Origin of the sequence: Amycolatopsis nivea, assembly GCF_004522235.1 — a bacterium.
GTDB lineage: Bacteria > Actinomycetota > Actinomycetes > Mycobacteriales > Pseudonocardiaceae > Amycolatopsis > Amycolatopsis nivea.
In genome coordinates, this window is the sequence record NZ_SDLT01000050.1 from 17,888 (window position 1) to 41,017 (window position 23,130).

The window sequence follows — 23,130 nt, forward strand, 5'->3', positions numbered from 1 at the left end:
ATGCCTGAAGGAACTCCCGCATCCGGCGCGAACACGGGGGTTCAGGTGCCCCCAGTCCCGCCGATCATGGTGGGCAGCTACGGCAAGGCCGGCGGCTACAAGTTCACCGAGGACGAGGTCGACTCAGTCATCAAGCAGTGGCAGGACCTGCTCACCGACCTGACCAAGGACCGCAGCTACGCCATCACCGTCGCGGAGGTGAACCCGCCTGCTGACGAAGTGGCCAGCCACACCTTCGTCAACCAGGGTGCCAACCCTTCGGGGAAGAGCCTCTTGGACGAGCACGAGAAAATGGTCAAGTACACCCTGAACTTCATCGACGCGCTCACTGCGGCGAAGAAGAAGATCACCGTTGCCGAGCTGCACAATGCCGAAGACATGAAGAAGCAGACACAGAGTGGGCTCTGATCACCACATGCCAAAACACATCGCGCGGCTCGCCGCCGGCACTGTCGTCGCCCTCAGCTTGCTGACTGCCTGCAGCGGCGGGACCGGCGGCACTGCTGAACCTCCCGCGTCCGGTACCCCCGGCTCGACGAGTTCCGACAACTCGTCGAGCAACGGCGTACCGAAAGTCCCGGCACCGCTTCCGACTGAGAAGCTGCTCGCCGATCCGTGCTCGGCTCTCAGCGACAGCGACGTCCAAGCGCTCGGCCTCGCCTCGCCCGGGAAGGCCAACGACAACACGCCGCGCGGGTGCGACTGGCAATCTTCGGATCCGGAGCTCAGCTCGAACGGGATCGTCATCTCGCCGCTCCCGCAAAACAAGAACGGCCTAGCCGACACCTACTCGATGAAGTCGAGCCAGGCGTACTTCGAGCCGACCCAGATCGCTGGTTACCCCGCAGTTTTCGCTTCTGCGCAAGACTCGCGCAAGTCTGGCGCGTGCGCGCTTGTCGTCGGCGTCACCGATCAGCTCACCGTCGCCATCGTCGATGGAATTAACAAGGGCAAGAACCACGACAACCCGTGCGAGCCGCTGACCAAGATCGGCACCGCGATGATCAACCACCTCAAGACAGAGTCTTGATCGCTACACGGCTGTAGCAGGCCCGGAAGGAAGATTCTCATTATGGGGAATGAGGACAACAGCACAGGCAACACGCTGAAGAACACTGCCAAGGGTGCGGCCATCGGAGCCACCTACGGCGCCGTGCTCGGGCCTGAGGGAGCAGTCGTCGGAGGCGTGGTTGGCGGCCTGGTCGGTGCGGCAACCAGCATCTTCAGCGGCGGACCGCACGCCGAACATGCCCAAGCGAACGTCGGTGGCGGGTCAATCGACGCGTACACGATCTACGACAAGATCAGCAAAGGCAACACCAGTTCGCTCGACGGGGGCAGGAGCGCAGCCGACACGCTCAAGCAGCGGCACTCCGCTCGCTCTCAGCAGATCGATGCACTGAACAACAAGATGAGCAGCGCTTGGCAGGGCAACAGCGCGGGCGCGGCCCAGTCGGGCGCGAATGCGCTGAAGATCTGGCACGACGACTCCGCCAACAATCTTGGCAAGAGCCAGACCTTCATGACCAACCAGGTCGACGCGTTCCACGACGTGCACGGCAAGGTCCAGGAACTGCCCAAAGACCCGCCCGAAATGAAGTGGTACGACCACCAGCCGTTCAGCGACAAAGACGACGAGATCGACAAGTACAACCAGAACAGCCAGACGAACGTCCAGGCCTACACCGCGTACTACGGCTCGAGTTCCCAGAACGCCGGCGGGATGCCGCAGTACAACGTGTGGCAGGGCAACAACATTTCCGACGGCAGCACCGACCCCGGCAAGTACGGCGGCGGTCCGGGCACCGGTCCCGGCGGCAGCGGCGGATTCAGCGGCGGGCCGGGCGGTGTCGGCGGCGGCGGCTTCACCCCGCCGAAAACGAACCCGCCGAAGTTCACCCCGCCGGGCGGTGGCGGCGGCAACTACAAGCCGCCGAAGGTTGATCCGCCGAAGTTCACCCCGCCGGGCGGTCCCGGCGGGCCCGGCCAATTCACCCCGCCTGGCGATGGCACGACGACCTCGGGCTGGACGCCGCCGACGACTGACCCGGCGAAGTTCGACCCGAGCACCTTCGGCCCGACCGGCGGCGGCAGCGGGTACGGCGGTGGAAGCGGGGGCGGCAGCGGTGCCGGTGGCGCTTTCGGACCCGGCGGATTCGGCGGCGCGGGCTTCGGGCCCGGCGGCAGCGGTTCCGGTGCGGCGGCAGGCGGCGCCGGTGCAGGCGCTGGCGGCGCAGGCGCCATGGGCGGCATGCGTGGCGCCGGCGCAGCGGGCAAGGCCGGTGCGGCAGGCATGGGCGGCATGGGCGGCGGAGCCAAGGGCGGCAAGGGCCAGGAGGACGAGGAGCACCAAACCAAGTACCTGCTGGAAGAGGACGGCAACGACATCTTCGGTTCCGACCAGATGACCGTTCCGCCGGTCATCGGTGAATGAGGCTTGGCGACGTGATCACCCTCGACCGGCCCGTGACCTTCACCGCCTACACGCTGTGCAACCTGATCCGGCGGCGGGGCGCGGAGCCGCACAAGGTCATCGGCGAGACAGCCGCGTTCTATGTGCCCGAGGACCAGCGCAAGCTGGACGAGCAGGTCAATGCGGGCCTGCAGCAGGCAGGCTTGATGGGACCGCGGGGGATCGACCGCGACCTGCTCGCGTTGATCGACTCCATCTCGCGGCCGCATTTGGAGTACTACGGCTGGTTTGACGGTCAGTTCGAAGACGGCAGCCCGGCCAACTTCTCCGCGCTGGTGGGCAGCGGCAACGGCGGCGGATTCGGCCTGGTCCGGGTCGGCCGCCAGCCGACGCTCGCTGTCACCCGGCAACGGCCGGAACTGCTCCTCGAGACCTTCCTGGACATCGTTCCGGCCGCCCGAACGCCTCCTGGGCAAGCCCTGCTCGTCGACCGCAAGGAATTCGAGACCGGGCGAGCCAATGACTCCGGCGAACCGCGGAGTTCGATCATGGTCGGCGACCAGGGCCGGAAGCACCAAGCATCGCCGCTGAAGGAGATTCAGCGGATCATGCAGGCGCCGCGGACCGGCAACGGCACGTTGTACGTCGCTGCCCGGACGGCAAACGGCGCACGCAAGCGAATCCCCAAGCCGATCAACTTCGTGGACATCGACGAAGGGCGCTGGCTGATGGAGGAGCGGCCGGGCCGCGAATCCATCGTGGTGTACACGCCGTGGTCCAGGCAGACCGTCTCCGAACGGCTCCGCCAGGCCCAAAGCGCCTTGGGCTGAGCACCCGAGCGTTACTCCGGGTGGGGTTTCCGGCGCGGCACCGTGCGGTGTCCGGCCGGTGAACCTCACCCGGTTTCGCGTTTGCACGCGGTTAACCTGCACTTTTGCCGGATCGCTCACTGTGCGCAGCCATCGGCTGGGCCGCGTGGGGAATTCTCCTTCGTTCAGCCTATCGAGGCAGTGATCTACCGTGCGTAGCAACCATCCACAGGGCGGTGGACCAACGCGGGGGCGACACGCCGAAGAACCAGTTCGGCACGACACGCCGGACGAGTTTTCGGGAAGTTCTCCACAGTCTCTGCACAGGCCTTGACCTGCGGGTTCAGTGAAGCCGATCTGCACTGTCCCCACTTTGTCCACAGGCTCGCGGGTACCTGTGATTCGTTGCCCCCAGTCATCCACAGGTTGTCCACAGCACGGTCAACAACCGGAATTGCGCTCGTCCTTCCGGGGGATCTAGCGTGCGTTCGCGCCCGGTACTCCCGGTGGCTCCGCGTGGCGGTCACCGGTGCGGGGAACCGTCCGGTCCATCATCGAAGGGGGCCGGACGGGCGGGTGGGAAAGCCGGGCCGATTCCGGCATACTCGAACAGGTGTTCGCCTGGGCTGACCGTCACGGGCGGCAGCGGGCGGGTGCGGTTCGGCACAGGACAGGCGCACGCGAGACGACGGGGACGGCCGGTACGACGGCTGGGCGAGGGGAGGTGTCCGGGCAGTGGCGGTGACCGATGACCGCGGTCCGGCGTACGCGGAGTCCGATCCGGGTCCGAGCGACCCCGGCCCCGGCGGGTTCGACCGCCAGCCGCCGCAGGACATCGCGGCGGAGCAGTCGGTGCTCGGCGGCATGCTGCTGTCGAAGGACGCGGTCGCCGACGTCATCGAGGCGCTCGGACCCGGCGACTTCTACCGGCCCGCGCACCAAGCCGTCTACGACTGCATCCTCGACCTCTACGGCCGCGGCGAACCGGCCGACCCGATCACCGTGGCGGCCGAACTCGAGCGGCGCGGCGAACTCGGCCGCGTCGGCGGCGCGCCGTACCTGCACACCCTCATCGCGACCGTGCCCACCGCGGCCAACGCGGGCTACTACGCCGAGATCGTGTCCGAGAAGGCGGTGCTGCGCCGTCTCGTGGAGGCGGGCACGCGCATCGTGCAGTACGGCTACGGCGCGGCCGCGGCGGACGGCGCGAACATCGACGAGGTCGTCGACCGCGCGCAGGCCGCGATCTACGACGTCACCGAACGCCGCACGAGCGAGGACTACGTCGCGCTGGAGGACCTGCTCCAGCCGACCATGGACGAGATCGACGCGATCGCCTCGCGCGGCGGCCAGTCCCAGGGCATCCCGACCGGATTCGCCGACTTCGACGAGCTGACCAATGGCCTGCACCCCGGCCAGATGATCATCGTCGCGGCCCGTCCCGGTGTCGGCAAGTCGACTCTCGGCCTGGACTTCGTCCGCTCCGCCTCCATCAAACACGGCCTGACCAGCGTCATCTTCTCCCTGGAAATGAGCCGGACCGAGATCGTGATGCGCATGCTGTCGGCCGAGGCGAAAATCCGCCTCGCCGACATGCGCGGCGGCAAGATGTCCGACGACGACTGGACGCGGCTGGCCCGGCGGATGAGCGAGGTGTCGGAAGCCCCGCTGTTCGTCGACGACTCGCCGAACATGACGATGATGGAGATCCGCGCGAAGGCCCGCCGGCTCAAGCAGCGGCACGACCTCAAGCTCGTGGTCGTCGACTATCTGCAGCTGATGACCTCCGGCAAGCGCGTCGAATCGCGGCAGCAGGAAGTCTCGGAATTCTCCCGTCAGCTCAAGCTGCTGGCGAAGGAGATCGAGGTGCCGGTGATCGCGATCTCCCAGCTGAACCGTGGTCCGGAACAGCGCACCGACAAGAAGCCGATGCTGTCGGACCTGCGTGAATCCGGCTCACTGGAGCAGGACGCGGACATCGTCATCCTGATCAACCGTCCGGACGCCTGGGAACGCGACGACCCGCGCGCCGGCGAGGCCGACCTGATCCTGGCGAAGCACCGTGCCGGTCCGACGAGCACGATCGTGGTCGCGCACCAGCTGCACTACAGCCGGTTCGCCGACCTGGCCCACGACTGACCCGAGCCGGGCCTGCCGGTCGTTCAGGAGCGGCCGCCGGGAGCCCAGTCGTGTACCTCGATCGCGGCGTAATGCTCCGCGGTGAGGAGTGCGCGGGCCGTGGCGGCATCGGTGGCTTGCACCAGGGCTGCCGTGCCGAGCCAGGCGGTTCCGTCGTCGGACCACAGGGGGCCGTAGGCGATCAGGGACTCCGTGGTGGGCGGTTCGAGGTCGACGGCGGGGCCGGATCCCAAACCCAGCACCAAATACAGGTTCGCCACCTCCGGATCGCCGGGGAATTCCCACATCGTGCGGCCAAGGGCGTTGTCCCAGCGGCGGATCAGGACGTCCCGATAGGCACCGGCCTGGTAATTCGGTTCCGCGAAAGCGAATTCGCGGACCGCGGCGGCGTCGGGGAGATCGACGATATGCACGCTGCCGGTCGGCACTTCGCCGTCCAGGGTCGGGCCGCGGGCGATCAGTTCGGCGACGAAACCGTCCATATAGGACCAATGCGCTTCGACCAGCTCGGCGCGCAACGCGGCGGAGCCTGGGCGGTCCCGGTGGTAGCAGAAGAACTTCACCGGTCGAGTCTGGCGCACGGAGGCGGCCGCCGAGGACGAATTCGCCAAGTCCGCGAACCAGGCGTACCGTAGTAGTTGAAGTTTCAAACACTTGGAGGCAGTCATGGCGACCCGCACCCCGGTCCTGTACCTGAGCCACGGTGCGCCGCCGCTCGCCGACGACGCGACGTGGACCCGGCAGCTCGCGGAATGGTCCGCTGACCTGGCGAAACCTCGCGCGATCCTGGTCGTTTCGGCGCATTGGGAGGAGGCGCCGCTGACGCTCGGGGCGACCACGACGGTCCCGCTCGTCTACGACTTCTGGGGCTTCCCCGAGCACTACTACCAGGTCAAATACGCCGCGCCGGGTGCGCCGGAGCTTGCCGCGCGGGTGCGCAAGCTGCTGCATTCGACCGCGACCCCGGTGCACGACGCCCCGGACCGCGGCCTCGACCACGGTGCGTACGTCCCGCTCGTGGAGATGTTCCCCGAAGCCGACGTCCCGGTGCTGCAGATCTCCATGCCCTCGCTCGATCCTCAGGCGCTCTACGACCTCGGCCGCAAACTCGCGCCGCTGCGCGACGAGGGCGTGCTGATCATCGGCAGCGGATTCTTCACCCACAACCTCCGCGCGATGCGGGAGGTCGACGGCAGCGACGGAACCCCGCCGGGATGGTCCGCGGAATTCGACCACTGGGGCGACGAGATGCTGCGCGCCCGCGACCTCGACGCGTTGCTCGACTTCCAGCACAAGGCCCCCGCCGCCGCGATGGCGCACCCGCGGATCGAGCACTTCGCGCCGCTGTTCGTCTCGCTCGGCGCCAGCTCGGCAGAAGGCGAGGGCCGCACGGTGATCGACGGTTTCTGGCACGGACTGGCGAAGCGGTCGCTCGAATTCTCCTGACCCAGCACAAAAAACGGGCCCGGAAGCACGTGGCTTCCGGGCCCGCCCAGGTTATCCCCGGCTCGCTTCAGGCGAAGCGATTCACTTCTTGAAGATGCTGGTCACCTTCGCGGCCAGCTTCTGGAACGCACCCAGCGGACCGGTCGCGTCACCGATCGCCGGCACGGCCGGAGCGGTCGGCATCGTGGTCGGCAGGGTCGTCGGCGCACCCGGCACGGCGGGCAGCGCGGCGACGGCCGGCAGCTGGTTCAGCGTCGGCAGCGACGTCTTCACCGGCAGCTGAGCGGGCAGGGCCGGAACGTCCGCACGCTGCGCGGCGGCACCCGGCAGGGCCGGAACGCCGGGCAGAGCCGGAACGGCCGGGGCCGACGGCAGGTGGATGCCGTTCTGCAGCCCGGAGACCTGCGGCAGCGCCGAAGCACCCTTCAGCTGGTTCAGCTGACCCAGCGCGGACAGGCCGCTGACCTGCGGCACGTCGGCGCGCTCGGCACCCGGCAGCGCCGGGGCGGGGAGCGTGGTGGCGGTGGGCAGACCCGACAGGCCCGGCAGCGCCGGAGCCGACGGCAGCGACGGCGCGGCCGAGGAACCGCCCGGCAGACCCGGCACGGCCGGCAGCGCGGGGAGCTGGTCAGCACCCATCTCGCCGCCGAACGGCACGTCGATGGCCGGCTCGGGGTCGACCGTCGTCGAGTTGGGAGCCTCGGCGGTGGCCACGCCGACGACCTCCAGCGGCACGCCGAAGATCTGCACCAGCGCACCCAGCGGGTGGTAGTAGTCGAAGCCGGACAGCGCCGAGCCGGTGCCGTCGGTGTGGGTGGCGTCGCTGCCGTCGGTCACGGTGGTGACGTTGTCGCCGACCGCGTGCGCCACGCCGCCCACCGCGACCGCGTCGCCGAAGACCTGCGCCACAGCCGGGACCGGGAGGTCGAGGATGTCGCCCGAGATCGAGCCTTCGGTACCCGAGGTGGTGTCCTCGCCCGCGTCGGTCACGACGGTGTTGTTCATGGCGTCGCCCGAGGACACGCCCGCCGCGGAAACCGCGTCGCCGAAGACCTGCGCCACCGGAGCGGCGTCCGCGCCGACGATGTCGCCCGCGACCGCGCCACCGTCACCGTTGGTGGTGGCGTCGCCGCCCGCGGTCGAGGTGATGTCGTTGGTGGCGGTGCCGTGGCCGATCGCGCCTCCGGCGAGCCCGTCGCCGAAGATCGTGCCCGCACCGGCGACCGGAGCCTTGACGATGTTGCCGGCGAGCGCGCCGTCCTTGCCGTCGGCCGTGGCGTCGCCGCCCGCGGTCGAGTCGGTCAGGTTGTCCGACATGCCGGTGCCGATGCCGGCCACCGAACCGCCGACGCCGTGGCCCTGCACCGGCAGCGAGACCGGGGCCTCGACGAGGTTGCCCGCGCCCGCGCCGCCCGCACCGGTCGCGTGCACGTCCTGGCCCGCGGTGGAGGTGGTGTCGTTGCTGGCCTTGCCGTGGCCTTGGCCGACGAACGAACCGCCGATGCCGAACAGCTGCACTGGGGTCGACACCGGGACGGTGCCGAGGTTCGAGCTGAGGAAGCCGTTGTCGTCAGCGGTGTTGCCGCCGCCGCCCGCCTTCACGACCTTGGTCTCGGAGCCGTCGCCCGAGCCCTGCCCGATGAACGAGCCGCCCACGCCGAACACCTCGGCCGGCGCGGCCACCGGGACCTGCACGATGTTGCCCGAGCCGGACGAGTCGTTGCCCTGGGTGCCGTCGTAGTTGCCCGCGGTGACGGTCTTGGTCTCGGTCGAGGTGCCCGAGGCGTTGCCGATGTGGCTGCCGCCGATGCCGTGCACCTCGGGGGCGCCCGCGATCTGGCTGTTGATGATGTTGCCGGTCAGCGTCGAGCCGTTGCCGGTCGTGTAGCTGCCGTCGCCGGAGGTCGCGGTGGTGGTGTTGTCGCAGTTCGCGACCGCGCGGCCGATGTAGGTGCCGCCCACGCCGCACGCCTCGACCGGAAGCGCCACTGCCGGGTCGACCACGTTGGCCGAGCCGGCGGCGTCGTTGCCGTTCGTCTTCACGAAGCCGCCGGAGGTGGCGGTGGTCTCGTGGGTGGAGGAGGACGCCTGGCGGCCGGCCACGCCGGTGGTGGCGTTGCCGATCCACGAGCCGGCGACGGACGCGACGTTCGCGACCGGGCTGGCCTGCGCGGCGGCGGCGTTGCCGGACAGGAACGACTGGTCGCCGTCGGTCTCGATGTAGGTCGGGATGCCCTTCAGGCTGCCCGGACGGGTGTCGCCCGCCTTCGCGTCAGCCGAGGAGCTCGAGGTGGAGTCCGCGTCCGAGCCCCACACGCCGCCGGCGTTGCCGTTGAACTTGACCGGCAGCGCGATCGGAGCGCCGACCACGTTGCCGCTGCCCGCGGCGCCCTTGCCGTTGGACTTCATCGAACCGCCGGAGGTGGCGGTGGTGTCGGCGTTGTAGCCGCCGCTGTAGGCGTTGCCGAGGATCCAGGACGCGGCGTTGCCGGTCACCTGGACCGGGGTCGCGAACTGGCCGCCGACGACGTTGCCGGACAGGCCCGAGCCCTCGCCGGTGGTGTCGATGTTGCCGGTCTCGCTGGTGCTCTGGTGCGCCGAACCGCCGTGGACCGCGCCGCTGCCGCCGGCAAGGCCGACGCCGTTGCCCGCGATCTGCACCGGGAGCGCGTAGTCGAGCGCCACGACGTTGCCCGCGATGCCGGAGTGCTTGCCGTCGGTCGCGACGTCCTGGTTGTGGCTGTAGGTCTGGTCGTGGTCGCCGCCCTGCACGTGGGCGTCGCCGATGACACCGACCGCGTTGTCGACGATCTGGATCGGGACGACGACGTCGCCGTTGACCTTGTTGCCCTTGAACGCGTCGTGGGTCGGCGTGAGCTGACGGGGCGCGTCCGCCTTCGGGAGGCTGTCGGTCAGGCTGCCCGCGGAGCCGCCGGGCGTCTTCGCCGAGGCGAGCGCTCCCTTGACGGCGGAGGTGACGGGCTTGGTGCTGATCTCGTTGTGGTGCGCCGGGAGGTCGACCTGCCCGAGCGGGGTGCCGATCGCGTTGTTGGCCTCGTCGATCGGGACGGTGACGTTGAGATCAAGCGGGGAGGCCGGGGTGTCCGGGTTGACGTTCTCGTCGGCCGAGGCGATGCCGGTGCCCAGCATCAGCAACCCACCCGTGACCAACGCGGTCTGGAGTCCGCGCTTTGCCCAGGTCTGCATGGGATTTTTCTCCTTCATATCGGGGTCCCTTGCGGGTTTGTGGAGGTGCGCCCTGTTTCGTGAGGGAATGCACCGGGAATGCGTGCGCGGAAATTGCGCAGCGCGCGAAAAACCCGCGGGAGATGTGTCGATGACGGTGACGGCACACGAAGATGTGCGCGTGGGTGCGTCAACGACCCCGCGGGTGAAGTGGATCAGTCAGGAGTGACGCCGGGCTGCTCGCCCGGGGTGCGCGGCGTGTGCGCGAGGCCGGTGCGGGTCGAACCCGCCACGGCGTTGTCGACGGCGGCGACGACCCAGGAGGGAACGCCGAAGTTCAAACCGTCGAGGTGTCCACCGGGCGCGGTGCTGCCACCGGCCGGGGAGTTCGGGATGGAAAGCGGCGCGGCGGGAAGCTGCGCCGGGGAGAACGGGGCGCCGGGCAGGTCGCGGTCGCCGTGGTGGCGCTGCGGCAGTTCGGCGCCCTGCACCGGATCGACGGACTGGACGTCCATCGCCGGGAAGACCGACTGCAACGCGTCAGACGTGGTCATCGCGGCCGCGCCGAGGTTTTGCTCCGCCTCGGCGGGCTGCTCGGGAATGCCGGGCGCCGGCGTCTGCTCGGATTCGGGAGCGGGCGCGGTCGGCAGTTTCGGCAGGTCGACCAGGTTCGAGGGAGCGCTCGGGTCGAGCAGATCCCACAGCTTCCGGCCGAAATCCTGCGCGGCGGGCGGCGGGGTGGTCGCCTCGGCGATCACCTGGCGGGCGTCCTCCGGCTTGCGCGCGATGTGCTCGAGCGAGCCGAGCGTGCGCTCCACCGGCTTGACGACCGCGTGCTGGCCGAGGTCGCTCACCGCGTCGCTGACCTTTCCGGCGGCCTGCTGGCCTCCGGCGAGGTCGTCGCGGTGCGCGCCGCCGAGCTGGCCGAGCGAGCAGGTGGGCCGCGACGTGCCTGGTTCAGACCACGTGGTGGCTCCCTGGCCGCACGACGAAAGCCCTTGCACCGCACCGGTGACGTCGCCCGCGAACCGGGCCGCGCCGTCGGTGACGTCGCCGATTCCGGCGGCCGTCGCGTCGGTGACCGGCGTGACGCTCGCGTCGACCGGGTCCGCCGAAGCGGCGGAAGAGGAGACGGTCCACGCGGCCGCGGTGGCCGCGAGCGCGCCGCCGACGACGAACAACGCACGCGACGCGAGACGGCCGAAGCGCGTCGCGCCCCGCCTCTCGTGCACAGCGTCGTCCGTCACAGGTGATTTCTCCTCGGGTAAAAAATGATTTCGGTTTTTGCCGGGAACGACACAGTTCCGCGGTGGTGCAAAACCGAGACAACCAAATTTAGGGGTCGCCGCGCATCCTTGACACGGCTTGATGCCACCATCGTGTGAACAACACAGAGTGTGGCCGGGTCTCACGATGGGTCATCCCCGGAGAAGACGGCCGGTTACTCCGGAGTCGGTTCGCGCGGCCCGGCGAAACGGTGATTCGCGCCCCGCACCGGGCGATCCGCCCGGTTTCGGTCGACGGGGCCGATACGGTTGACCCCGTGAGCCAGCCAGGGCGCGGACAACGCGAACAACCGTCCCTTTCCGAACCAGTCGCCGACGTCACCGGCTTCATCCCGCGCGGACTGCGCGTATCCGCCGCCCTGTCGTGGCGGTTCATCGTGGTCGTCGCCGCCCTGTACGCCGTGGTGTGGCTGCTGGGCTACCTCGCCTCGGTCGTGGTGCCGGTGTCGATCGCGCTGCTGCTTTCGGCGCTGCTCGCCCCCGCGGTGTCGCGGCTCGTGCAGATCCGCTTCCCGCGCGGACTGGCCACGGCGATCGTGCTCGTGGCCGGGCTCGCGGTGCTCGGCGGGCTGCTGACCTTCGTGATCACCCAGTTCTCCAGCGGCCTCCCGGAACTGCAGCAGCAACTGACCACGAGCCTCAACCAGATCAAGGACTGGCTCATCAACGGTCCGCTGCACCTGCGCCAGGAGCAGATCCAGGACTTCATCAACCAGGCCATCGGCTTCCTGCAGAACAACCAGGCCTCGATCACCACCACCGCGCTGACCACCGCGGGCACCGTCGGCGAGATCCTCACCGGCTTCGTGCTGACGCTCTTCGTCACGATCTTCTTCCTCGCCGGCGGCGACGGCATCTGGTCGTTCCTGGTGCGCGGCGTGCCGACGCGGGTGCGCAATCGCGTGGACGTGGCGGGGCGGCGCGGCTTCGCGTCGCTCGTCAGCTACATCCGCGCGACCGCCGCGGTGGCCGTGGTCGACGCGGTCGGCATCGGCATCGGGCTGTGGATCGTCGGCGTGCCGCTGGTGATCCCGCTGGCGACGCTGGTGTTCCTCGGCGCGTTCATCCCGATCATCGGCGCGCTGATCACCGGCGGCGTCGCGGTGCTGATCGCGCTCGTGTCGAAGGGCGTCATCGGCGCGGTGGTCGTGCTGGCCATCGTGGTCGGCGTGATGCAGCTGGAAAGCCATGTGCTGCAGCCGTTGCTGCTCGGCCGCGCGGTGCGGCTGCACCCGCTCGCGGTGGTGCTGGCGATCGCCATCGGCCTGGTCGCCGCGGGGATCGCGGGCGCGCTGCTCGCGGTGCCGCTGCTGGCCGTGCTCAACGCCGGGGTCCGGTCCCTGCTGCACGAACACGATCCGGATCCGGCGACCGTCGACGCGCTGCACAGCCAAGCCGCCAACCCGAACGACGATCCGGAAGAGGGCGCGGACGACAAGGAGTCCGGCTCCGGCAAAGACACAGAAAGCACAGAAGACAAGAAGTGACTGTTCGACCTTCCCGAGATCCGGCGGCACCGCTGTGGCGCGGTGTCGTGGTGCTGCGCGTCGTCACGTGGTTGTTCGCGCTGGCAGTGGCGATCGCGCACCACAACGGCTTCCAGCGGCCGTGGCTGGGATGGGTCGTCATCGGAGTGATGGCCGTGTGGTCGGTCGTGTCGAGTCTGGCGTACGTGCGCGAGAACGGACGGCGCCGCTGGCTGGTGATCTTCGACCTCGTCCTCACCACAGCGCTCCTGCTCACGTCGCCGTGGATCCTGTCGGAGGCGCAGTTCGACAACGCGACCACGCCGTTGATCACCACGGTCTGGGCGGCAGTAGCACCGATCGCGGTGGCAACGCGTTTCGGCGCGCGCTTTGGCGTATCGGCGGGCCTCGTCGTGGCAGTAAGCACTGGTGTCGCGCGCGCGAACGTCGACATCGACGTCATCCGTGACGGAGTGCTGTTGTGCGCGAGCGGTCTCCTTGTCGGCATGGCGGCGACGCTCGCGCGTAGCTCCGCCGAAGCGCTCGCGCGCGCACTTCGCACCGAAGCAGCGACAGCCGAGCGCGAACGGCTCGCGCGCTCGATTCACGACAGCGTGCTTCAGGTACTCGCGCGCGTACGGCGTCGCGGTCTCGAAGCAGGCGGTGAAGCAGCGGAGTTGGCAAGGCTCGCGGGCGAGCAAGAGGTCGCGTTGCGCGCGTTGGTGAGCACCGAGCCGACGCGGTCCGGCGACACCGTGGACCTCCGTTCGGCGTTGCAACTGCTGTCGACCACGTCGGTGCAGGTCTCGACGCCGGCCGGAACCGTGGACCTGCCCGCGCACGTCACCGAGGAACTCGTCGCGATCACCCGCGAAGCACTGGCCAACGTGGAGAAACACGCTGGTCCGGACGCGCACGCCTGGGTCCTGCTCGAAGACCTCGGCGACGAGGTCGTGGTGAGCGTCCGCGACGACGGCCCGGGGATCGCGGGCGGCAGGCTCGAACAGGCGGCGGCCGAGGGCAGGCTCGGGGTGGTGAAGTCGATTCGCGGCCGGGTGGACGACCTCGGCGGGACCGCGGTGCTGGACAGCGCTCCCGGCCGCGGCACGGAGTGGGAAGTGCGGGTGCCAACCACGATGAGGGACGGGCGATGACGGAACGGACGATCTCCGTGATGGTGGTCGACGACCACCCGATGTGGCGCGACGGCGTGGCCCGCGACCTCAGCGAGAACGGGTTCGAGGTGGCCGCGACCGCGCCGGACGCCCCGGCGGCGATCCGGATCGCGCGCGCGGTGCGGCCGGACGTGGTGCTGATGGACCTGAACCTCGGCGGCACGTCCGGCGTCGAAGCGACCCGCGAGATCACCGCGGCGGCGCCGGACACGCGGGTCCTGGTGCTCTCGGCCAGCGGCGAACACAACGACGTGCTGGAAGCGGTGAAGGCGGGCGCGTCGGGTTACCTGGTGAAATCGGCGTCCGCGGCGGAACTGGTGGACGCGGTGCGCCGCACGGCCGACGGCGACCCGGTGTTCACCGCCGGACTGGCCGGACTGGTGCTCGGCGAGTACCGGCGGATGGCCGACGTCCCGGACGGCGCGCCGGAGCCGCCGCGGCTCACCGACCGGGAGACCGACGTGCTCCGGCTGGTCGCGAAAGGACTGACCGCGCGGCAGATCGCGGAGCGGCTGGTGCTGTCGCACCGGACGGTGGAAAACCACGTGCAGTCGACGTTGCGGAAGCTCCAGCTGCACAACCGGGTCGAGCTGGCGCGCTACGCGATCGAGCACGGCCTCGACGAGGACTGATTCTCAGGAGGTCGCGACCCCGGCGGCCTGCTGCGCCGCGGCGAGTTTCGCCTTCCCCAGCCGCCAGGCTGGCTCGCCCGGATGCCACGCCGCGACCGCGCCGTCGTCGATGACCAGGTCGCCGGCTTCCGTCCAATCCAGACCGGAATGCTTCAGGTTCTCCGTCGAATACGGCATCGAGGGAGCCTGCTGCCAGCTGCCGTCGCGCAGGTTCAGCAGCCACAGATCCCGGGTCTGCGTACCGGTTCCGGGGAACGACGGGGTGCCGAAATCGACCGCCGCGACATCGCCGTCCCGGCTCGGCAGGACGTACGGGTTGGGCGCGGGCACCGGCAGGGCCACCGGTTTCCGCGCTCCGCTGCGCAAATCGAGCACGGTCAGGTCGGTCAGCCCGCCGAGGACGAGCCGATCACCGGCGGCGGCGAGAATGCGCGGCGACTGCTGCACGGTCCGCCCGGTGGCCGGGTCGATCAGGACGTCGACGGTTTCGGCGGTGCCGCTGCCGACGGTGATCAGCAACCCGTGCGAGGTCTCCACCCGGACGAGCGTGTGGCACGACGCCACGGTGCCCCGGCCGAACGAGGTACCGGTGAGCGCGACGTGCTCCAACCGGCAGAGGTCCGGACCGTCCTCGCGGATCAGCCACACGCTCGTGCCGTCCGCGCCAGGAGCCGCACTCACCGCTTTGCCGAGCGACCGCGGGGCCGAAAGTCCCAGGTAGACGTACACCTCGGCCGGGTCGCAGGAGGACTGCTGGCAGGTCGGCGCGGTCAGCACGACCGGGGTGTGGCCGACGCGCAGCACGGACACCGTCCGCTGCCCGCCGGGAACGCCGGGCAGGGTTGCGCGCACACCCGAATCGGCGTCGAACACCGTCGGCGGCGACGTGGCCAGCAGCAACTCCACGCCGATGCCGCCGGTGGCGACGAGCCCGTCGAGGCCGGTCGGCGGAGGAGTGGTCGGAGCCGGCCGCGCCGAACTCACCGGGGCGGGCGCGGGAGCCTCGCTCGTGCAGGAGGTCAGCAGACAGCAGGCCGCGGCAAGGGCGACCATCGCGCGAAGTACGGGTCCGTTCAGGGTTTTTCCCCGATCTGCCAGCGGAAATCGAGTTCTACCATCGATGCCATGGCCGAGGAAGAGACGACCGCCGCGCAGCCCGCGACCGAGACCAAGCCGTTGACCGCGCGCGACATCCGGGTGTCCGACGACGAACGCGAGCACGTCGTGGGCGTGCTGCAGAAAGCCATCGGACAGGGGATGCTCACCCTCGACGAGTTCACCGAACGCACCGACCAGGCGCTCGCGGCCCGCACCCGGGGCGACCTCAACGCGGTCCTCGCCGACCTGCCCGGGCTGGTGCACCCCGGCGCGGCTCCGCAGTACGCGCCGACGCCCGAACCGCCTGGCTACGGGCCCAACTACGGACTGGGCCAGCGGCTCGAGCTCAACGCCAAGTACTCGTCACTGCAGCGCAGCGGCCCGTGGCAGGTCCCGGCCGCGATGGTGGTGCGCAACAAGTACGGCAGCACCAAACTCGACTTCACCGAGGCCCGCGTCGCCACCCCGGTGGTGCAGATCGAACTCGACTCGAAGTGGGGTTCGGTCGAGCTGATCATCCCGCAGCACGCGGCGGTGGACTACAACTCGATCACCGAGATCAAGTTCGGCTCGCTCGACGACAAGACCGGCAGCAACGGCCGCGCGGGCACCCCGCGCTACGTGCTGACCGGGCGCATCCACGGAGGCTCGCTGGTCATCCGCCACCCTCGGCGGGGCATCTTCGGCTGACCAGCGCCCGGCGCCGGATCCGGTTACCCCATCTCTCACCCGGATCCGGCGTCCCCTGACTAGGAAAGAGCGTCCGCGACGGCCTTGCGCGCCGCGGCCGGATCGGCGGTGGCGAGCGCCGCCGAGGCGATCTCGCGGGCCTTATCCCTCGACACCGTCGCCAGGCTCGCGCCGACCGCGCGGACCGCCGGGGCGTTCATCGACAGGCTCGTCAGGCCGAGCCCGGCCAGCACCAGCGCGAGCCGCGGGTCGGCCGCCGCCTCGCCGCAGACGCCCGCCGGTTTGCCGGTCGCTTCCGCCGCGTCGCCGATCAGCTTCAGCAGACGCAGCAAACCGGGCTGCCACGGGTCGTTCAGCTTCGCCACCGCGCCGAGCTGGCGGTCGGCGGCGAAGGTGTACTGGGCCAGGTCGTTCGTGCCGACGGACACGAAATCGACCACGCCGAGAATCTCCCGCGCGAGCAGCGCGGCGGCGGGGATCTCGATCATCACGCCAGCGCGCGCGATCCCGGCGGCGCGCACGCGTTCGGCGAACCACGCGGCTTCCTCGACGGTGCCGACCATCGGGGCCATCACCGAAACTTCCGCGCCGGAATCCTCCGCCGCGCCCGCGATGGCTTCGAGCTGCCGGTCGAGCACCTCCGGCCGGTCGAACGCGATCCGCACGCCGCGCACGCCGAGCGCCGGGTTGGGCTCGTCGTCCGGGGACAGGAACGCGAGCGGTTTGTCCGCGCCCGCGTCCAGCGTGCGCACGATGACCGGCTTGCCGCGGAACGGCGAAAGCACTGCGGCATAAGCTTTTCGCTGCTCTTCGACGGACGGCTCGACCGGTGCGTCGAGGTAGCAGAATTCGGTGCGGAACAACCCGACGCCCTCGGCGCCCGCGTCCGCGGCGGCCTGCGCGTCGGCCGGGGAGCCGACGTTCCCGTACACCTTCACCCGGTGCCCGTCGGACAACTCGCCGACGCCGTTCCATTCAGCCGGCCCGGACGCGGCGGCGGTGACGATCGGCGCGGACGGGTCGACTGCCTCGATCACGCCGGTGTCGCCGTCGACCGACAGCGCCTTGGCGTCGGAAGCCAGCAGCCCGCGCACCGCGACGACCGCCGGAATCCCCAGCGCCCGCGCGAGAATCGCGGTGTGGCTCGTCGGACCGCCCTCCTCGGTGACCAGCGCGAGCACCTTCGCCGGGTCGAGCCCCGCGGTGTCGGCGGGGGCGAGGTCGCGGGCGACGAGAACGCTCGGCGACGTCAGTTCAGGCACCCCGGGCGGGGCGATGCCGAGCAGTTCGGCGACGAGCCGGTCGCGCACGTCCCGGACGTCGCGGACCCGCTCGGCCATGTACCCGCCCGCGGCCGCCAACGCGTCGGCGAATCCTTCGGCGGCCTGGTAGACGGCGCGGGCCGCGGGTAGGTTCCGCGCCGTCACCAGCTGTTGAGCCTGAGACGCGAGCGCCGGGTCGGCGGCCATCGCGGCGGTCGTGACGAGGATCGTCGCGGCTTCCCCGGTCGCGGCCTCGGCCTGCGCTTCGAGCCGCGCGGCGACCGCCTGCGCGGCGGGTTCGATCCGGGCCGCCTCCGCCGCCGGATCGTCCGGCGCGGGCGTGCTGGCGGGTTCCCCGAGCGGCTCGGCGACCCGGACGACGGGTCCGCTCGCGCGTCCGGGGCTCACCGCGACCCCGGTCAGCGAGGAACCGGCAGCGGACTCGGCCGGAGCGGCAGCACTCTCAGACATGGTCTAGACCATAGCTCACGTAGACCGCGATCTCTCGCGGCGCCGCGACTGATTCCCGATTTCGCACCCGTTCGACCACCGGACGCACCTCCTCGTGCCACCACGCGCGGGCCAGTTCCGCGCGATCGCGCAGCACCCGGCCCCGCAAAGTCTGCCGGAAACCCCAGGCCTCCGCCGAGTCCGCGAGCCGGAACCAGTCCGCCGGGTCGTCCAGCCACAGGTCGGTCCGGTCGGCGTCGGCGAGCGGGACCCGCTCCAGGAACATCCGTTCGGCCCGCTTCGACGGCAGGTCCGCCAGTGTCAGGCAGCGCATCGCGAACGCGACCGTGCAGACCGACCGCACCTCGGCGAGCACCGCCTCCGCCCCGCGCGCCCTGGCCAGCGCGATCCGATGGTGCCCGTCCTCCACGAAGTACATGTCGCCCAGCCGCACGAGCCGCACCGGCGGAAGCTCCCCGACCGCGTCGGCGATCGCGCGCCAACGGTCCCGCAGCGCACGGTTGCGGGGCCGGAACAGCCGGTCGAAATCCTCGGCGCGCGCGAGGGAGCCCACTACGCCGTCGACCGGGACTTTGCGCAGGCCCTCGTAGGTTTCCGCGGTGCGGCCCAGCGCGGCGAGCGTCTGGTCGAGCGGCATCAACGCCAGCGGATCACGCGCTGCCGCGATCCTCCGCAACCGGGTCGCGTACCCCTGCCACCACGCCGAACCGAACGAATCGCCCACGTGACCTGCAACACGGCCCGGACGCGGCTCATTCCAGCTCGGCCGCCGTCGGATACGACGGCTGGGCGCCATGCCGGGTCACGGTCACCGCAGCGACTTTCACCGCCCGGCGGGCAGCTTCGACCAGGTCAGCGCCATCGGCGAGAGCCGCCGCCAGGGCACCTGCGAATGCGTCACCCGCGCCCGTGGTGTCGACCGCTTCCACCTTGGGCGACTCGACGGTTGTCGACTTGTCGCCCTCCAGCACCGCCGCGCCCTTGGCCCCGAGCGTGACCACGGCCGCGCTCGGGCCGAGCTCGAGCAGCTTGCGCGGGTCAGCGTCCTCCGAACCGAGCAGGTAGGCGGCCTCGTGCTCGTTGACCAGCAGGACGTCCAGCGCGGCCAGCGTTTCCGGCGACACCTCGGCCGCCGGCGAGAGGTTCAGCAGCACCCGCACGCCGTTTTCCCGCGCCCGCACCACGGCGCGTTCGATCGTCGGCAGCGGCACTTCCAACGAGGCGACGAGCACCCGTACGCCGTCCAGTGCTTCGTCGGTGATGTCGCCGGGTTCCAGCGCGGAGTTCGCGCCGGGGGAGACGAGGATTGAGTTTTCCCCGTCCGGAGTCACGGTGATGTAAGCGATTCCGGTAGGCCGATCGACAGTCCGAACGAATTGCGTATCGACACCCGCATTCGACAACGAATCCCGCAGCAATCGACCGTAGGGGTCGTCGCCGACCGCACCGAGCAACGCGACGTCCGCGCCGAGTTTTCCCGCCGCGACCGCGGTATTCGCGCCTTTGCCGCCGGGGGACAACGCGGTGTCGCCGCCCAGCACCGTCTCGCCGCCGCCGGGACGACGGTCGACCGGGACCACCAAATCGGCATTCGCGGACCCGACTACCAGCACCGCAGCACTCATGCCGCCACTCTGCCATGGCCCTTCCTTTCCGCCGTCGGTGCCCGAAAGTGAAAGCGTTTGTAACTTTCTTGGCGCTCAGTGCGACAATCAGGCGGAACAGCGGCTGTCCGTCACTCGATCGGGGGATCCGTATCCCCCAGGCGTCACTTCTGCGACGGGCTTCGCTCTTCTTCGAGCGTCACCGGACTTGAGCCGATGACGTTGCCCCGACCGGAAGCGCACCGGAGAGGGCATCGGGTCGCCGGCGCCGATCACGTAGCCCCCCGAGTGATCGGCGTCGGCGGCGCCCCGGTTCTCCCGCCAAGTGCCGAAATCGGTGTCCAGACCACCTAGACTGCCCAGATGAGCAGCCCCACACGCAGGGGTCGCGCGCGAGCGGCTACCGAATCCGACATCCGCCGGACCGCGCGGAACCTGCTGGTAGGCCAGGGTCCGGAAGCCGTCACGCTGCGGGCCATCGCCCGGGAGCTGGGGATCACCGCACCGGCTCTCTACCGCTACTACGAATCCCGCGACGACCTGCTGGAAAGCCTCCGTCTCGACGTCTGCACCGACCTCGCCGCCGAAATCGCCGAGGACATCGCGGAACTGCAGGACGAGGGCCTGCTGCAGCTGTTCCAGATCTGCAAGGGGTTCCGCCGCTGGGCGCTGACCCACACCAAGGAATTCACCCTGGTGTTCGCGTCGCCGACCGGGTCCACCGGCACCGCGACCGGCAGCGCGCTGCGCAGGCTCGACGAGCCGTTCGGCAAGATCTTCCTCGCCGCGGCCGGCCACGTGCTCGCCCAGCACGACCTGGTCATGCCGCCGAACGACGTGGTCCCGCCCGAACTCCGCGACGACCTCACCGCGTTCCAGCAGGATCTGCTGACGGTGCTCAAGGAGTCCGGGCGGGAGATCCCGCCGGAGAAGCTGGACCTCGGGCTCACCTACCTGATGATCACCTTCTGGGCGCGGCTCTACGGCCACGTGACCCTTGAGGTGTTCGGCAATTACCCGATCCCGGTGTCCAAACCGGACGTCCTGTTCGAGGCCATGCTCACCGACCTCGCCCGCGACGTCGGCCTCTACCGCGATTAGGCCGCGTGCCCGCCGTCGACCGACAGGGTCGCGGCGGTGATGTAGGCGCTGTCCGGCGAAGCCAGGAAAGCCACCGCGTCCGCGACTTCCGCCGGATTGCCGTACCGGCCGGCCGCAGTCATCGACGCCTGGTCCGCCGCGTACGGGCCGTCGGCCGGGTTCATTTCGGTGTCGGTCGGCCCCGGGTGCACCAGGTTCACCGTCACGCCGTTCGCCGCCAGTTCGCGGGCCAGCGCCTTGGTCAGCCCGACCATCGCGGACTTGCTGACCGCGTACAGCACCATCCCTGGCCCGGGCACGCGATCGGTCACGCAGCTGCCGATCGTGATCACCCGGCCGCCTTCGCGCAGGTGCTTGGCCGCCGCCTTGGTCGCGGCCAGCACGCCGCGCACGTTCACCGCCAGCACGCGGTCGACGTCGTCCATCCCGGTCTGCTCCAGCGGACCGACGAAACCAACGCCCGCGTTGTTGACCAGCACGTCCAGCCGCCCGAACTCGGCGACCGCCGCTTCCACCGCGGCTTCGACCGCAGCCGCGTCCGCGTTGTCCGCACCGACCGCGAGCGCACGCCTGCCGAGCGCCTTGATCCGGTCGACCACGGTCGCGGCCTGCTCGGCGTTCACCGCGTAGGTGAGCACCACGTCCGCACCGGCCTCGGCGAGCCGCAGTGCCGTCGCCGCACCGATTCCGCGGCTCCCGCCAGTCACCAGCGCCACTTTGCCGTCGAGGTTCATGTCCGCCCCTTCCGTTTGTTTCGCTTTCAACCATCGAAGCGCGAGCCGACGGGCGAAGCTGGCGTCTTTCGGTCGTGACGGTTCGGGCCCGCGCCAAGATCGGCACTTCCGGTGACCAGGTCGTTTCATCAGTGTCGATAACTTGACGTGAGTGTCACAAGCGGCTTACCGTTTCGCTTCCCGAGGCCCCCATCTCAATGACGAGAGAGGCACTGATGACCAGTCGACCAGCCAAGGCCACCCCAGTCAGAATCCGGACGGCGGCGACCGCCGCCTCGATCGGCACCTTCGTCGAGTACTACGACTTCGTCGTCTACGCCTACTTCGCTTCGGTTTTCGGTCCGCTGTTCTTCCCGGTGAAGTCCGCGCCCGCGTCGTTGCTGCTGACCTTCGCCGCCTTCGCGACCAGCTACCTGGTACGCCCGCTGGGCGCGATGATCTTCGGCCCCCTCGGCGACCGCTACGGACGTCGTTCGGTGCTTTCCGGCGTGATCCTGCTGATGTCGGCCGCCACCACGCTGATCGGGTTTTTGCCCGCATACGGCCAGATCGGGGTGGCCGCGCCGATCCTGCTGACGGTGATCCGGCTGGTACAGGGGATATCCGTCGGCGGCGAGTTCGGCGGCGCGATCTCCTACGTAGCCGAATTCGCGCCGGCGCGGCGCCGCGGCTTCCTGCTCTCGTGGCTGGGGGTGGCGATCGGGCTCGGGCTGCTGGCCGGCGCGCTGGTCTCGGCCGCGGTCAGCCGTTCCGTTTCGCCGGACGCTCTCGCGAGCTGGGGCTGGCGGGTGCCGTTCCTGCTGGCCCTGCCCCTCGGCCTGGTCGGCGTGTACCTCCGGCTCCGGCTTGCCGACACCCCGGAGTTCGTGGCCGCGGCTCGGGAAGGCGGCGTCGAAAACGCTCCGCTGCGCGCGAGCGTGCGACGCGATTTCCGCGCCATCGCCCTCACCGTCGCGATTCTCGCCGGCCTGACGGTCTTCACCTACCTCTACCTGATCTACCTGCCGACCTATCTGGTTTCGGTGCTGCACTACGGACGATCCGCCGCTCTGCTCGCGAACGTCGTCGGCATCGCGGCGTTCTGCGTCGGCATGCCGCTGTTCGCGGCGCTCAGCGACCGGTTCGGCAGGCGGCCGGTGCTGATCGCGGGCTCGGGTGCGCTGACCGCCTTGTCGTACCCGGGTTTTCTGCTCCTGGGCAGTGGGCGGACCGCCACTCTCGGGTGGACGCTGGCCGTACTGGGGCTGCTGACCGCGGCGACGTTCGCGCCCTGCCTCCCGATCCTGCCGGAACTGTTCGCGGTGGGCACGCGGTACACGAGCATGGGTCTCGGCTGGAACATCTGCGCGGTGCTCTTCGGCGGAGCGGCGCCGCTCGTCGCCACCAGTTTGATCGTCACCACGGGCGATCCGGCCGCACCGGCTTATTACGCGATGCTGGGCGGCGCGCTGAGTCTCGCCGCCGCGCTGGCCATCAAGGAGACAGCGGGAAACCGGCTGGCGCGGGCGGCGAACCAGGCCGTCGAACCGGATTCCCGAGTGCCCGCGGGCAATCCCGCCACCGCCCCGGAATAGCCGGTGGGCCGGGTCTGGCGGCACGCCCGGCCCGGCCCCCGCTT

20 protein-coding genes are annotated in these 23,130 nt (G+C 70.0%); 12 read left to right on the forward strand and 8 right to left on the reverse strand.

Annotated elements, in window-relative coordinates; genetic code table 11:
* The first annotated feature begins 45 nt into the window (after nt 1–45).
* The 5 genes from EIZ44_RS38920 (at nt 46) to dnaB (ending at nt 5,361) form a co-directional block, all read left to right on the forward strand.
* Nucleotides 46–408 (forward strand): hypothetical protein, encoded by a 363-nt coding sequence (locus EIZ44_RS38920; protein ID WP_240691535.1) that lies wholly within the window; start codon nt 46–48, stop codon nt 406–408.
* Nucleotides 409–415: 7 nt separating this feature from the next.
* Nucleotides 416–1,030: a DUF3558 domain-containing protein gene (locus tag EIZ44_RS38925; RefSeq protein WP_134734000.1), complete on the forward strand. Its 615-nt coding sequence runs from the start codon at nt 416–418 to the stop codon at nt 1,028–1,030.
* 42 nt (nt 1,031–1,072) lie between these two features.
* Nucleotides 1,073–2,434, forward strand: coding sequence for a hypothetical protein (locus EIZ44_RS38930; protein WP_037809081.1), 1,362 nt, complete (start codon nt 1,073–1,075; stop codon nt 2,432–2,434).
* A gap of 11 nt (nt 2,435–2,445) precedes the next feature.
* Entirely contained in the window at nt 2,446–3,243 is a 798-nt protein-coding gene (locus tag EIZ44_RS38935; protein ID WP_240691536.1) for an ESX secretion-associated protein EspG, read from the forward strand.
* 714 nt (nt 3,244–3,957) lie between these two features.
* Nucleotides 3,958–5,361 carry a replicative DNA helicase gene (dnaB, locus tag EIZ44_RS38940; RefSeq protein ID WP_037809085.1) on the forward strand — a complete coding sequence of 468 codons (1,404 nt, stop codon included), beginning with the start codon at nt 3,958–3,960 and terminating at the stop codon, nt 5,359–5,361.
* A gap of 23 nt (nt 5,362–5,384) precedes the next feature.
* On the opposite strand, the gene EIZ44_RS38945 is transcribed toward dnaB, so the two are convergent.
* Nucleotides 5,385–5,924, reverse strand: a complete 540-nt coding sequence (locus EIZ44_RS38945) for a YciI family protein (RefSeq protein WP_134734001.1) — start codon at nt 5,922–5,924, stop codon at nt 5,385–5,387.
* Nucleotides 5,925–6,027: 103 nt separating this feature from the next.
* Between EIZ44_RS38945 and EIZ44_RS38950 the strand changes: the two genes are divergently transcribed.
* Nucleotides 6,028–6,807, forward strand: a complete 780-nt coding sequence (locus EIZ44_RS38950; protein ID WP_037809087.1) for a dioxygenase family protein — start codon at nt 6,028–6,030, stop codon at nt 6,805–6,807.
* Between the two features lie 81 nt (nt 6,808–6,888).
* Here EIZ44_RS38950 and EIZ44_RS38955 read toward each other — a convergent pair whose 3' ends face one another.
* Nucleotides 6,889–10,014, reverse strand: a complete 3,126-nt coding sequence (locus EIZ44_RS38955) for a beta strand repeat-containing protein (RefSeq protein ID WP_240691537.1) — start codon at nt 10,012–10,014, stop codon at nt 6,889–6,891.
* 194 nt (nt 10,015–10,208) lie between these two features.
* Nucleotides 10,209–11,240 (reverse strand): hypothetical protein, encoded by a 1,032-nt coding sequence (locus EIZ44_RS38960; protein ID WP_134734003.1) that lies wholly within the window; start codon nt 11,238–11,240, stop codon nt 10,209–10,211.
* A 296-nt stretch (nt 11,241–11,536) separates the two neighbouring features.
* On the opposite strand from EIZ44_RS38960, the gene EIZ44_RS38965 reads away from it, so the two are divergent.
* Genes EIZ44_RS38965 through EIZ44_RS38975 form a run of 3 tightly spaced genes read left to right on the forward strand, consistent with a single transcriptional unit; the run spans nt 11,537 to nt 14,552 of the window.
* Nucleotides 11,537–12,766 (forward strand): AI-2E family transporter, encoded by a 1,230-nt coding sequence (locus EIZ44_RS38965; RefSeq protein WP_134664185.1) that lies wholly within the window; start codon nt 11,537–11,539, stop codon nt 12,764–12,766.
* Nucleotides 12,763–13,899 (forward strand): MacS family sensor histidine kinase, encoded by a 1,137-nt coding sequence (gene macS, locus EIZ44_RS38970; RefSeq protein WP_134664183.1) that lies wholly within the window; start codon nt 12,763–12,765, stop codon nt 13,897–13,899. The genes EIZ44_RS38965 and macS overlap by 4 nt, the downstream gene beginning before the upstream one ends.
* Nucleotides 13,896–14,552 (forward strand): response regulator, encoded by a 657-nt coding sequence (locus EIZ44_RS38975; protein WP_037809091.1) that lies wholly within the window; start codon nt 13,896–13,898, stop codon nt 14,550–14,552. Before macS ends, EIZ44_RS38975 begins: the two co-directional genes overlap by 4 nt.
* Before the next feature lie 3 nt (nt 14,553–14,555).
* On the opposite strand, the gene EIZ44_RS38980 is transcribed toward EIZ44_RS38975, so the two are convergent.
* On the reverse strand, nt 14,556–15,605 hold the full coding sequence (locus tag EIZ44_RS38980) for a hypothetical protein (protein WP_167754415.1): 1,050 nt from the start codon (nt 15,603–15,605) through the stop codon (nt 14,556–14,558).
* A gap of 72 nt (nt 15,606–15,677) precedes the next feature.
* On the opposite strand from EIZ44_RS38980, the gene EIZ44_RS38985 reads away from it, so the two are divergent.
* Nucleotides 15,678–16,340 carry a DUF1707 SHOCT-like domain-containing protein gene (locus tag EIZ44_RS38985; protein ID WP_037809093.1) on the forward strand — a complete coding sequence of 221 codons (663 nt, stop codon included), beginning with the start codon at nt 15,678–15,680 and terminating at the stop codon, nt 16,338–16,340.
* Between the two features lie 59 nt (nt 16,341–16,399).
* Here the strand turns inward: EIZ44_RS38985 and ptsP are convergent, their stop codons facing one another.
* From ptsP to EIZ44_RS39000, 3 genes are read right to left on the reverse strand one after another with little or no spacing between them, the layout of a single operon-like run.
* On the reverse strand, nt 16,400–18,073 hold the full coding sequence (ptsP, locus tag EIZ44_RS38990) for a phosphoenolpyruvate--protein phosphotransferase (protein WP_134734005.1): 1,674 nt from the start codon (nt 18,071–18,073) through the stop codon (nt 16,400–16,402).
* Nucleotides 18,066–18,797 carry a hypothetical protein gene (locus EIZ44_RS38995; protein ID WP_134734006.1) on the reverse strand — a complete coding sequence of 244 codons (732 nt, stop codon included), beginning with the start codon at nt 18,795–18,797 and terminating at the stop codon, nt 18,066–18,068. Before EIZ44_RS38995 ends, ptsP begins: the two co-directional genes overlap by 8 nt.
* Before the next feature lie 28 nt (nt 18,798–18,825).
* Nucleotides 18,826–19,698 carry a ribokinase gene (locus EIZ44_RS39000; protein ID WP_134734007.1) on the reverse strand — a complete coding sequence of 291 codons (873 nt, stop codon included), beginning with the start codon at nt 19,696–19,698 and terminating at the stop codon, nt 18,826–18,828.
* 342 nt (nt 19,699–20,040) lie between these two features.
* Here EIZ44_RS39000 and EIZ44_RS39005 point away from each other — a divergent pair, with 342 nt between their 5' ends.
* On the forward strand, nt 20,041–20,778 hold the full coding sequence (locus EIZ44_RS39005; RefSeq protein ID WP_134734008.1) for a TetR/AcrR family transcriptional regulator: 738 nt from the start codon (nt 20,041–20,043) through the stop codon (nt 20,776–20,778).
* Here EIZ44_RS39005 and EIZ44_RS39010 read toward each other — a convergent pair.
* A complete protein-coding gene (locus tag EIZ44_RS39010) occupies nt 20,775–21,512 on the reverse strand; it encodes an SDR family oxidoreductase (protein ID WP_037809098.1) in 738 nt (245 codons plus the stop codon). The two genes, EIZ44_RS39005 and EIZ44_RS39010, sit on opposite strands and share 4 nt — an antisense overlap.
* 215 nt (nt 21,513–21,727) lie before the next feature.
* On the opposite strand from EIZ44_RS39010, the gene EIZ44_RS39015 reads away from it, so the two are divergent.
* Nucleotides 21,728–23,086 carry an MFS transporter gene (locus EIZ44_RS39015; protein ID WP_167754416.1) on the forward strand — a complete coding sequence of 453 codons (1,359 nt, stop codon included), beginning with the start codon at nt 21,728–21,730 and terminating at the stop codon, nt 23,084–23,086.
* Nucleotides 23,087–23,130: the final 44 nt, after the last annotated feature.